Genomic DNA, 10560 nt, shown 5'->3' on the forward strand with positions numbered 1-10560 from the left:
GCTGACGACCGGGCGGTTGTAGTCCGGGTACGCGAAGGTCAGCGCGAACGCGGCGCATACGAAAAGCAGGATTCTCAGACGCATGTGTTTGCCTCCAGGCAGTGTTTTCTGTTGGTTGAATCGGGAACCCAAGTCAAGGGCTCTGCCACAATTCATCATAGGAGAAGCGGCGCCGGAGTCAAACCGGCGCGGCGGTCAGCAGGTGAGGCGTTCGGCGGCGAGCACGAGCTGCTCGGGCAGTCCTCTCAGGTTCGGCACTTCCCACTTCTGGCGGACGTCGCCGATTTCCTCGAGCGCCAGGACGCGAAACCCGGCAGCGGCAAGTGCGCAGAAATGGTCGGAGACGGTCCAGCTGAAGTCGAACTTGCCGAGGCTCACGCCGGGCGCGTTCGGGTCAGGGATGAGCTCATCATCTTCCCGGCGCCGGCGCCGGTCGAAGTACGAGCAATCGGCACGCGGGTGGCCGGGTTCCTGCTTCCAGATGCGGCGCACCGGGTGGTATTCGTTGATGATGAAACGGCTGCCCGGGCTGAGGACGCGATGGACCTCGGCATAGAACCGGTCGATGTCAGAAATCTGGCGTGTTGCCTGGGCAGCGTATGCGAGCTCGAACGACTCACCGCTGATTGCCGCCATGTCGCAGAGCTCTGTCTGAACGAAGTTCAGTTCCACGCCAATGATGCGGGCCCGGATCATCAGCATGTCGAGCATGCTCTGGCTGGGGTCCGCAACCGTGATCCTTGCGCCCATCGCCGCCAGCGCCAGCGGCGCCATGCCGTCGCTGACGCCGAGGGCGCAGACAGTCAGGCCGGCGGCCGTGCCGATCAGCTCCTGCTCGACTAGGTTGAGTGCGAGGGCCGGCATGGTCGCGACGCGGCGCCAAGGCTCCTTGTCGTCGGGGTCACGACCCCAGGTTTGCGCTACCGGCACCCAGTCACGGCGCCGGGCCAGCTTCTCTTCGGCCACGGGAATCAGCGTCCCGGGTTGTAGGCGGTCAGTTCCATCGTATCGGTACCGGTCACGCGCCTGACCAGCCCAACACCCGGGGCGAGCCATTCATCGTAGTCGGCAGTGAATGAAAGCTCGGCGGCCTCGACTCTCCGGTGGATCTCAATCCGGTAGCACTGCAGGAACGTGCCGGCCGGGGTGGATACGTCCTCGATCGCCGCGACCCGGCCCAAGGTGCTGTCTTTGACAAGCACCGTGTCGGTCCCCTGCAGGACGACTGCTGCCTGGAAAGAATCGGACCAGGTCGCGCCTTCCACCAGCGGCAGGGCATAGGCGAGCCGGTAACGTTGCTCAAGCACGTAGTCCTGGCCGCCGCGATTGACCACGAGCTTGGTGAACTGCTGTACCTCGGTCACCTGCTTCGTCCAGTACTCCGGCGCGTAGTCACGAAGCACCACGACGCAGCCGCGGCCGTCTATCGCGCTGTCGCCAACGACCGAGTCGATGGCCGTGTTGCCGGCAACGTCGTAGGTCCAGCGGCTGCCGGGCACGAGCGGGAAGTAATCGGACTTCGCCCGGTAGAGCGTCATGTCGTCGCAACCGGAGAGCAGCGCACCGACGGCAATGACGACGAGGAGGCGGCGACACGCGTCAGAACACATAGGCGACTCCTCCTTTGATTCCGATCAGGTAGGTGACAGAGACGGTGCGGGAGCTGCCGGCGGGCCGCGACTCGCCGAACAGGAAGTTGTCAAGGCCAAGTGACAACCGGCTGTGGCCCTGGCGTTGGAAGAAACCCAGGCCGACAATCCCGAAAGGTGACCTGCCCGCCTCGCGGGCAGAACCAACCGCACGGCTTAGCAGCCCGAGCCCGGCCGAAGCCGAGGCCTCGAATCCCCAGTAGGAAGTCGTTCCCGCAGCCGGGCGGCCCACTGCGAACTCGTGGCCGTACCCGAACGACAACCGGTTGATGTCGAATCGGTAGGGGCTGGTCTGTTTCGCCTGCAGGCCGGTGTAGCCGTACTCCAGCATGAGGCGTTCCGCCGCGGTCGCGTAGCTGAGGCTGATGCCGAAGAGGGCTGCGGCGTCGTGGGTGTTTTCGAGTCCGGAAGACGGGAACGTCACTCCGATGTGGCCGCCGGCTTCAAAACCACCGGTAACCAGCACGGACACAAGCAAAAGGGGCAGCATGAAGAGAATGTAGGCGGTTGCCGCGCAGAGTCAAGGATGGCAAGGGGTAGAGGCTAGGGATCAGGGAGGAGGGATTGCGGGCTATCGACCAGGGACTTCCATCATGCGGTCAAGCGCGCGGCGCGCGCGGCCGGCGGCTTCCGCGGACACGTCGATCTCCGGCATCGCGCCTTCCAGTGCGGCCTGGACATCTTCCAGCCGGGTCAGCTTCATGTTCCTGCAGAGCGCGGACCGGCGCAGGGGCCAGCACCTGACCTGCGGCAGATCGCGACGGACCCGGTCGCACATGCCGGCTTCGGTACCGAGCACGATTGCTCCATGCTCCCGCGCCAAACGGACCATGCCCGAGGTCGAGGCAGCCGCGTCGGCCGCGTCAATTGCCTCGAGCGGGCATTCGGGGTGAACGACGACGAAGGCGTCGGGATGTTCCTTGCGGGCTCGTTCCACATCGGCTGCCCGGAAGGAGGCGTGCACATAGCAGAATCCCTCCCAGGGAATGATCCCGGCGGGCGAGAGTCGGGAGTCAGGAATCGGGAGTCGGGAATCGAGCAGGGGACGTCCGGCCTCGCGGGCGACGTAGGCGGCAAGATGGCGGTCAGGAACGAAGAGGATGCGCTGGTCGGCGGGCAGGGATTTCACGACCCTGACCGCGTTGGCCGACGTGCAGCAGATGTCGGATTCAGCCTTGACTTCGGCCGGGGTGTTGACGTAAGCGACAGTGGTCACATCACCCAGTTCGCTCTTCCGCGCACGCAGCGCCTCGGCCGTGACCATGTCCGCCATCTGGCAGCCTGCGTCCGGGGCGGCCAGAACCACCCGGGTTTCGGGATTGACCAGCTTCGCCGTCTCAGCCATGAAGCGGACGCCGCAGAAGACGATCAGCCGGGATCTCACCGTCCGCGCCTGCCGGGCGAGTTCCAGCGAGTCGCCGATGAAGTCGGCGACGTCGTAGATGTCCGGAACCTGGTAATTGTGGGCGAGGATAACGGCGCCGGCAGCGGATTTCAGATTGCGGATTGCGGATTTCAGATTAGCGGAGTCGGATGGCGAGTTCATCGACGCGGGCCGGGACGGCGCCAGCGACCACGACCGGCGTGAGTGGAGCGAAGGTTCGGGCGGGGAGCCGGTGGTGACGGACGACGCGGCGGCGGAGTCCAGACCGAATTCTCGTCGATGATGTGAACGACCTCGATGTCCTGTTTGGCCAGGTGCTCGGCGATTGACAGGCGGTGGCAGTTCTCCGGCGTCCGCTCGGCGCAGAGGACGCAGCACGCCCGCTTGGCGGCTTTGCTGCGAATGATGTCTATGCCCCGCTTGAACTCATCGCTGTCCGTCCATTGTCCGCGGCCGTCGTCGCATGGCCCGCCCAGCTCGTTGCCCATGAAGATGTAGTCGATACCCTGGCCGGCAGCCAGAGCCTGCAGTCCGTCGCGGCGGAAGTAGTCCTCGCGCGACTCCGGAGTGCGGCGGACGTCGAAGAGCACCTCGATCCCGTACTTCACGAGCAGCCGGGCAAAGTCGAAGTGGGTCCGGTGGTCCGTGCCGATGGTAAAGACTTTCATTGGCGCTGGTTTGTCAGTCGGCGACCTCCAATCCTAGACCAGGAACGGAGACAAGTAAAGTGCGGCGCTAGCCATTCGGTGCCGGGTCAGGTTCGCGCAGTTCCAGCCGGATGGTGCCGAACTCGGCCTGCTGGTGGACGCGCAGTTCTCCGAGTCTGACCAGCTCGAGCACGGCGATGAAGAGGACTATGACCTCGGCTACCGTGGTGCCGGTAACGACCTCCTCGAAGTCAACGGACCGCCGCTCCCGCATGACGCGGCGCAGGTCGGCGATCTTGTCTTCCAGCCGCACTTTGGGTGGCGCAATCTGGGCCACGCGTTCCGGCGACAGCTTGGCCAGGACCCGCTTGAGCGCGGCGGCGAGGGCGACGACGTCCTCGCTTTCGGCCTGTCTGGCGCGCGGCGACTCGCCCGCGCGCGGGTAGAGGAGACGCCGCTCCGATTCCTTGTCGGAGAGCATCCGGGCAACCTGCTGGTAGCGGCGGAACTCGTCCATTATCTGTTCGAGGCTGACGGTCGGCGTGGACAGGTCCTCTTCCGGGCCACGCGGGAGCAGGGCGCGCGTCTTCAACCGCAGCAGGACGGCAGCCATGATGAGAAAGTCCGAGGTCGATCCCATGTCCAGCGCGGTGGCCTGGCGAACCACCCCGAGAAAGTCATCAGTCAAGCGGCCCACCGGTACGTCGGCGACATCCAGCTCGTTCTTCCTGACGAGGTAGAGCAGCAACTCAACCGGGCCTTCGAACAGGTCGAGCCGGACGTCAGGAATCGGGGCAGGGGAAGGGACTTCGGCTGAACTGGTCTCGGGGTGCTGCGGTTCCGGGGAGGGGGTCAGAGGGCTCTGCCCGCTGGTTTCCGGCGTCATAGCTGGACGACCTGGTACTCCCGGGTACCAAGTCCCTGCCTGGCCGCGGTCTCGAGGAGCAGTTCCGGTTTGAGTTGGGGCCAGACCGGCCTGAGTTTGGCAGAGACGCGGTCCCAGGCGGCCTGTTCGCAGGCTACCGGGTCGAGGGAACCGAACAGACCGACGTCGGGAGTGACCGGCTTCTCGGTGCGAGTCATGCAGTCGCAGTTGGGAGTGATGTTGAGACAGAAGTTGAAGTGGATGAGCTCGCGCCCCAGCAGCACCGCCCGGGCGTATTCGACCATCTTGAGCTGAACGGTCTCCGAGCCGGCGTCCCAGTCGAACTTCACGGCGTTCCGCTTGCAGATGGCCAGGCAGCCGCCGCAACCGGTGCAGCCGAAACCGATCCGGGCCACGTACTGGACGAAGTTGATGGCATCTGCGGGGCAGTAGTCAACGCAGTCGCCGCAACTGTTGCACTTCTCGGCGTCAATCCACGGCTTGGACTGGGAGTGCATCTCGAGCTTGCCGGCCTTGGCCGCCAGGCCCATGGCGAGGTTCTTGATGACCCCGCCGAACCCGGCAACCATGTGCCCCTTGAAGTGGGCGAGGTTGATGATGTAGCGAATCCGGCGCAGGCCCTGGGCGAGGCGCGCGACCGGGACCAAGGCGGAGTCGAGCGGCACCGCGTAGGACTTCTCGCCGTGCCGGCCGTCGAGGATCTCGAGCGGTGCGAGGACGTTGTCAATCGTGAATCCGTGCTCACGGGCAAGCTGCAGGTGTTCGGTGGCCTGCTGCCGGCGGCCGCGGTAGAGGGCGGTGGTTTCGATGACGACCGGCTGAAGATTGTAGTAGCTGGTCGCAATTGCGGCTGCCCGCACGAACTCGGGGCGCAGGTGGTTCCGGTTGCCCTGTTCGCCGAAGTGGACTTTGATGCCGACCCGCTTCTTGGGCCGCAGGCGGTTGAAGTAGCCGGTCGCTTCGAGGATCGCTCCGACGCCCGCGGTCGCGCGCTCCGGCGGAACGAAGTAGACGACGGCGGGGTTCACTGCCAGACTCCCGCGACGCGCACGCCGCAGAACGGGCACTTGCCGTCTTTAACCCGGTTCTCGACTACCGAGTAGCCGCTGCGCCGGACCAGGGTCCGGCCGCAGGCGGGGCAGCACGTGTTCTCGGCCTGGTGGCCGGGGACGTTGCCGACATAGGTGAACTGGAGGTGCTCGGAACGGGCGATGGCGACGGCGCCTTCGAGGGTGGCGGTCGGCGTTGGTGGCGAGTTCTGGAGCCGGTAGTCGGGATGGAACCGGGTGAAATGGACCGGGACCGTGTCGCCGACGTTCTCCCTGATCCAGCGGCACATCTTCCGAATCGTCGCGGTGTCGTCGTTCAGGGCCGGGACGACGAGGTTCACGAGTTCCAGGTGCGTGCCGCTCTGCGCCACCGTCCGGCAGGCTTCGAGCACGGGTTCGAGAGTCGAGCCGCAGACGTTGCGGTAGAACTCGGGCGTGAAGCCCTTCAGGTCGATCTTGATGGCGTCGACCGCCGAGCAGAGCTCTCTGAGCGGCTCCGGGTTGACGTAGGCGCCGGTGACCACGGCCGTGCGGATGCCTTGCGCCCGGGCCAGACGGGCGATGTCCATCACGTACTCGTAGAAGACGACGGGCTCCGTGTAGGTGAAGCAGATGATGGGTGCCTTCTCTTTGACGGCCAGGGCGACTACTTCAGCCGGGGAGAGGTCGTGATTCTGCACCTCTTCCGGCCGGGCCTGCGACAGCTCCCAGTTCTGGCAGTACTTGCACGACTGGTTGCAGCCGGCAGTGGCGATGGTGAGGCGCTGGCGGCCGGGGAGAAAATGAAAGAACGGCGCCTTCTCAATCGGCTCCTTGCCGACCGAGCAGGGGCGGCCGTAGACGACAGAGTAGAGCCGGCCGTCGCGGTTCTCCCTGACCCGGCAGGCGCCGCGCCCGCCCGGTTGAATGACGCACCGGCGCGGGCAGAGGTCGCAGGCAACCAGCTTGTTGTCCAGTCGGCGGTAGTATTCTGCCTCACGGGTGGGGGATGACGAAGCACGCGTGCCGGGCGCACTCGCGTTCAGCAGCAGCGCCGCGAGCACGAACAGGGCGGCCGACTTGACCATCAATCGAACGCGAGCAGGTGCACCAGGAATCCGACCACGGCCCCCAACAGGAAGAGCCCGCCGATGGAGCCGCAGGCAATGAGCTTGGCTTCGGTAGGCGCGTTCAGCACCCGGCCGTAGTCAATGGTCATTTCCGTCAGCATGCCGCCTTGGACCCGGACCGAGGCGGTGCCGGCGTTGACCGCGGCCAGTCGCCAAAGCGAAGAGAGCTTGGCGCCAAGTTTGCCCTCGCGGATGCGCCAGTAGACATTCTCGAGGCTGTCGTTCGAGATGATCGACACCGAGTGCTCGCCGGGCGGCACGCGGTGCATCTCCACCGGCGTCCGGCCCAGGTATTCGCCGTCAAGGTAGACCGCGATGCCGGCCGAGTTCGACCTTACGGTCAGATAGCCGGAATCGGCCGGGGAGAGGCCGGACAGAAGCAACAGCATGTATAGGGGTAGCACGTTCAACAATAGCCGATTGGCATTGCCAAGTCAATCCGGCTTCGGAGTCGGGATAGGAGCTAACCACCAAGGCACAAAGACACCAGGTTGATGGGCAGCAGACGAATTCAGAAGTCAGAACACAGATATCAGAATGCCGAAGTCACGAATCGAACGATCCGTGTTCATCCGTACTACAAGCGTGCAAGATCGTCGTTTCCGCGAAGCTGTCATTCCGAGGAGCGGAGCGACGAGGAATCTCGTCTGCGACCATCCCAGGGCGAGATTCCTAACTTCGTTCGGAATGACAGTCGGTCGGGCATTTTGACTCTTGGCTTTTGCCCTTTGACCTTTGACTTGCGCGTCCGACGCGCGCTGTGTCTATCCGTGGTTCCCTTGGTGTCTTGGTGTCTTTGTGGTAAGGCCTTGCTTCGGTGCCGGAACGGCTACTTCTGCGTGCGGACGCGCGCCAGAATCCAGTCGCCCATCACCTTTAGCGCGGTGGGGGAGATGGTCTCTTCTATCTTCGCGTACTCGCTCACCCCGCCGGTGGTCGCGGTCTGGAACAGGTGGTTCAATCCCGGCAATTCCTTTGTCAGATAGTCCTTGTTGCCGCCGGCTTTGAGCGCGGCGTCGATGGCCGCGAGGTTCTCTTTGGGCGCGACCTGCACGTCCTTCTCGCCGACAATGGCCAGCACCGGCTGACGCAGCTTGGTCAGCGCCGGGCGGGGATCGTAGTTCAGGAAGTAGTGGAACCAGGGCGTGAGCACGGCCTTGATCTGCTGCTCGACTGCCTGGTTCGAGGTGTCGGACGAGTTGATGGCGTGGCTGTCGGCCGGGCTGAGTTGCGATATCGCTTCTTTGAGCAACGGTTTGAGCCTCGCCGCCCGGCCCGCGCTGTCCAGGTTGGACTTGGCGAGGTCGAGCAGGGCGCGCTGGGCAACCGCGCTCTTCGCCAGAGTCGATTCGGACGCGCCTTCGGCCTTCGCCACGAGTCGTGACTGCAGCATCAGGACCGAGTCACCCGGTATGCCGGTCCCGGCCATCAGCACGACATAGGCCACGTCCGGGGCCAGGTTGGCCACCATCGGCGCGATCACGCCGCCCTCGCTGTGCCCGATGAGACCGATGCGCTTCGGGTCGATCTCCTTGCGGGTCCTCAGATACTCGAACGCTGCCAGTGCGTCGGTGGCGAAGTCGGCAGTGGTGGCGGCCTTGCTGTCCCCGCCGGACTTGCCGACCCCGCGGTCATCGCAGCGCAGCACCGCGATTCCCTGCCGGGTCAGGTAGTCGGACAGGACCAGGAACGGCTTGTGGCCGAAGACCTCTTCATCTCGGCTCTGCGGGCCGGAGCCGGTGATGAGCACGGCGGCGGCAAACGGGCCGCCCGTTTCCGGCAGGGTCAGAGTCCCGGCGAGCGTGATACCCGCGGTCTGGTTCTCCAAGGTCACTTCCTCATCCTTGTACGGGTACGGCCGCTTCGGCTCCTGCGGCCGGAGCGCCGCCGCGACCTTCTCAATCCGCTTGAGCACCAGCGGCAGGGACATGCCTCCCTGGTTCCATTTCCCCTCGATCGTGCTGTCGTTCTTCAGCATCCCTTCGAACCCGCCGGCGATGGACTTCACGGCCAGCGTCAGCTTGCCGTTGCCGAACGAACACTCGTCGACCGCAATACCGGTCGCGCCCTGGTCCGGACTGTCCAGGGTCGCGCTCAGCTTGCCGTCGGCAGCCTGGTTGACGTGGAACACGATGCGGAGTTCGGTCCCCTGCACCTTCAGCGTGCCCTGCCACAGGCCGGCAACGCCTTTGGCAGCAGTGGGCTTGCAGCCGGAAGCAAACAGGAGCAGAAGGGCGACGGGCAGAACGAGTCCTGCGAACCGTTTCAGCATGGACAAAGGGCCTCCTTGGTCAGAACCTGAAGTTCAGCAGCCTGAAATCATACGCGACCGCAGTCGCCTCGTCCGACTCCAGCGCGACCCCGATGCGCGGCGGAAGCAGACGGCCAGCGGACTGGCTATCGCCTCCCCGGCAGCCGCAGGGAGGTGAGAGATTGTAGCCGACGACCGCGCCGACCGTCGGTGCGGCGAAGGCCGGGATAAGCAGCAGCGCTCCGGACCTGCCGTTGCCCTCCATCGCGTCGGCGACGACAACCAGCAGAAGGCTCAGCGGCAAGGCGGCTGCAGAGCCGAGGATCGCGCCCGACGCGACGTGGTCCTGTCGGGCGAGGTCTCCGATCAGCATCGTCCCCAGAGCCGACCCGGCCGCCTGTCCGACCGCCGCGCCGGTTAGTCCGGCAAGGCCCGGCACCGTCAGTTTGCCGGACAGGTCATAAGGTTCGCCTGCTACGCGAATCGCCGCGTAGCCCAGTCCGACGCTCAGCAGCCCGCCCGTCACCACCGCGCCGATGACCTCGCCTGCCAGGACATCGGGACTGGCCCCATCCCCGGCATCGGGCAAGAGCACGGCTTCTGACTGTGCCGGACTGCGAGACACTAACAGCAGAAGCAGAATCAGCGCGATGCGGAACAGATGAATCGGCGCGTATCTCATTTTTGGCAGACCAAGTATCGCTGTCAGCGTCCGACTGTCAACAACCCCAGCCGTTCCGCCAAATGTCGGCATCTGCTCCGCCTATCGGCAATCGAAAACCGCAAGCCCAAAGTGACTTGGGCCGTGTCATCTGCTGTTCCTGAAACTCGTTCGGTCGGAAGGGTGCGCGCCGTGCGTTACTCGCGGTCGGAGGACTTGTCGGCGTCGTGAACCAACACCGGCGACGCCTCGGACTCCGGGTAGGCGCCGCCCACTTCGTCCCAGAACCGGCGCGACGCCCTGCGGAAGTAGGCCAGAAGCGCCTCCGGCGAAGCCCCCTTTGTGTCTTCCATGACGCGCTCCTGCAGGCGGTCTTTCATATCCAGCGTGTGCAATCCGGGCTCGACGGGGAACCGCTTCCACAGTGTACTACTCATCGAAACTCACCTCCTTCGGACTCACTATCGTGAGCAGCCCGTAGCCGTTCAAGAGGTTCACCTGGTTGTAGCCCTTGATCTTATCCAGCTTGACTATGTGCCTGAAGTTCCACGACACGATGGCGTCGGCTCTCGCCACGGTTGCGGAGGCCACATGGCGGCAGTCTTCAAGCCATGCCTCCGGCACGACACCGCGTGCCACGTACTCGCGCGCCAGAGCTTCCACTTCCGGTGAGAAGGCGATTCGTTCTCGGGCTTCGTGCGGCAGCTCCGCGAACAACAGGCGTACCGCATCGGGCGCGCCGAGCAACTAAGCCTCAACTACCTCGGAAAACAAGAGGCGCGCCTTCCCGGACATGACTGCGTCTATGACGCGACGTGAATCCTCAGCGAACTCAGCATCAAGACACCCGCCGAACACGGATGTGTCCAGGTACAATCTCCAAGAGGGTCTCGTCATCGCTTCACCGCCATGTCTTTACTATAC

Annotated in this window: 12 protein-coding genes and 1 pseudogene; all 13 read right to left on the bottom strand. The window is 64.7% G+C overall.

The window, feature by feature from the left end:
* Positions 1-195: 195 nt before the first annotated feature.
* Positions 196-1056, bottom strand: a complete 861-nt coding sequence (locus tag FJY68_11810) for a class I SAM-dependent methyltransferase (protein MBM3332512.1) — start codon at positions 1054-1056, stop codon at positions 196-198.
* Entirely contained in the window at positions 972-1610 is a 639-nt protein-coding gene (locus FJY68_11815; protein MBM3332513.1) for a hypothetical protein, read from the bottom strand. The genes FJY68_11810 and FJY68_11815 overlap by 85 nt, the downstream gene beginning before the upstream one ends.
* Positions 1600-2139 carry a hypothetical protein gene (locus tag FJY68_11820; GenBank protein MBM3332514.1) on the bottom strand — a complete coding sequence of 180 codons (540 nt, stop codon included), beginning with the start codon at positions 2137-2139 and terminating at the stop codon, positions 1600-1602. The genes FJY68_11815 and FJY68_11820 overlap by 11 nt, the downstream gene beginning before the upstream one ends.
* A gap of 81 nt (positions 2140-2220) precedes the next feature.
* On the bottom strand, positions 2221-3195 hold the full coding sequence (gene nadA, locus FJY68_11825; GenBank protein ID MBM3332515.1) for a quinolinate synthase: 975 nt from the start codon (positions 3193-3195) through the stop codon (positions 2221-2223).
* Positions 3192-3701, bottom strand: a complete 510-nt coding sequence (locus FJY68_11830; protein MBM3332516.1) for a DUF488 domain-containing protein — start codon at positions 3699-3701, stop codon at positions 3192-3194. Before FJY68_11830 ends, nadA begins: the two co-directional genes overlap by 4 nt.
* 67 nt (positions 3702-3768) lie before the next feature.
* Positions 3769-4566, bottom strand: coding sequence for a hypothetical protein (locus tag FJY68_11835; protein ID MBM3332517.1), 798 nt, complete (start codon positions 4564-4566; stop codon positions 3769-3771).
* Positions 4563-5633 carry a DUF362 domain-containing protein gene (locus FJY68_11840; GenBank protein ID MBM3332518.1) on the bottom strand — a complete coding sequence of 357 codons (1071 nt, stop codon included), beginning with the start codon at positions 5631-5633 and terminating at the stop codon, positions 4563-4565. The genes FJY68_11835 and FJY68_11840 overlap by 4 nt, the downstream gene beginning before the upstream one ends.
* Positions 5591-6682 carry an AmmeMemoRadiSam system radical SAM enzyme gene (gene amrS, locus FJY68_11845; GenBank protein ID MBM3332519.1) on the bottom strand — a complete coding sequence of 364 codons (1092 nt, stop codon included), beginning with the start codon at positions 6680-6682 and terminating at the stop codon, positions 5591-5593. Before amrS ends, FJY68_11840 begins: the two co-directional genes overlap by 43 nt.
* Positions 6682-7128, bottom strand: coding sequence for a PEGA domain-containing protein (locus FJY68_11850; protein MBM3332520.1), 447 nt, complete (start codon positions 7126-7128; stop codon positions 6682-6684). The genes amrS and FJY68_11850 overlap by 1 nt, the downstream gene beginning before the upstream one ends.
* A 425-nt stretch (positions 7129-7553) precedes the next feature.
* On the bottom strand, positions 7554-8996 hold the full coding sequence (locus tag FJY68_11855; protein MBM3332521.1) for an alpha/beta hydrolase: 1443 nt from the start codon (positions 8994-8996) through the stop codon (positions 7554-7556).
* 19 nt (positions 8997-9015) lie between these two features.
* Complete coding sequence (locus FJY68_11860; GenBank protein MBM3332522.1) at positions 9016-9657, bottom strand: hypothetical protein; 642 nt, start codon at positions 9655-9657, stop codon at positions 9016-9018.
* Between the two features lie 176 nt (positions 9658-9833).
* On the bottom strand, positions 9834-10073 hold the full coding sequence (locus tag FJY68_11865; protein ID MBM3332523.1) for a hypothetical protein: 240 nt from the start codon (positions 10071-10073) through the stop codon (positions 9834-9836).
* A pseudogene (locus FJY68_11870) lies at positions 10066-10533 on the bottom strand (type II toxin-antitoxin system VapC family toxin). Before FJY68_11870 ends, FJY68_11865 begins: the two are co-directional and overlap by 8 nt.
* Between the last annotated feature and the right edge of the window lie 27 nt (positions 10534-10560).

It is taken from the genome of candidate division WOR-3 bacterium, from assembly GCA_016867815.1.
GTDB lineage: Bacteria > Hydrothermota > Tepidihabitantia > Tepidihabitantales > Tepidihabitantaceae > UBA2258.

Excerpts from the sequence above, each read along its gene's own strand:
- FJY68_11810 (MBM3332512.1), bottom strand. The coding sequence starts at position 1,056 with ATGGCTCGCCCCGGGTGTTGGGCTGGTCAGGCGCGTGACCGGTACCGA.
- FJY68_11820 (MBM3332514.1), bottom strand. The coding sequence starts at position 2,139 with ATGCTGCCCCTTTTGCTTGTGTCCGTGCTGGTTACCGGTGGTTTTGAA.
- amrS (MBM3332519.1), bottom strand. The coding sequence starts at position 6,682 with ATGGTCAAGTCGGCCGCCCTGTTCGTGCTCGCGGCGCTGCTGCTGAAC.
- FJY68_11855 (MBM3332521.1), bottom strand. The coding sequence starts at position 8,996 with ATGCTGAAACGGTTCGCAGGACTCGTTCTGCCCGTCGCCCTTCTGCTC.
- FJY68_11830 (MBM3332516.1), bottom strand. The coding sequence starts at position 3,701 with ATGAAAGTCTTTACCATCGGCACGGACCACCGGACCCACTTCGACTTT.
- FJY68_11815 (MBM3332513.1), bottom strand. The coding sequence starts at position 1,610 with ATGTGTTCTGACGCGTGTCGCCGCCTCCTCGTCGTCATTGCCGTCGGT.
- FJY68_11860 (MBM3332522.1), bottom strand. The coding sequence starts at position 9,657 with ATGAGATACGCGCCGATTCATCTGTTCCGCATCGCGCTGATTCTGCTT.
- nadA (MBM3332515.1), bottom strand. The coding sequence starts at position 3,195 with ATGAACTCGCCATCCGACTCCGCTAATCTGAAATCCGCAATCCGCAAT.
- FJY68_11865 (MBM3332523.1), bottom strand. The coding sequence starts at position 10,073 with ATGAGTAGTACACTGTGGAAGCGGTTCCCCGTCGAGCCCGGATTGCAC.
- FJY68_11835 (MBM3332517.1), bottom strand. The coding sequence starts at position 4,566 with ATGACGCCGGAAACCAGCGGGCAGAGCCCTCTGACCCCCTCCCCGGAA.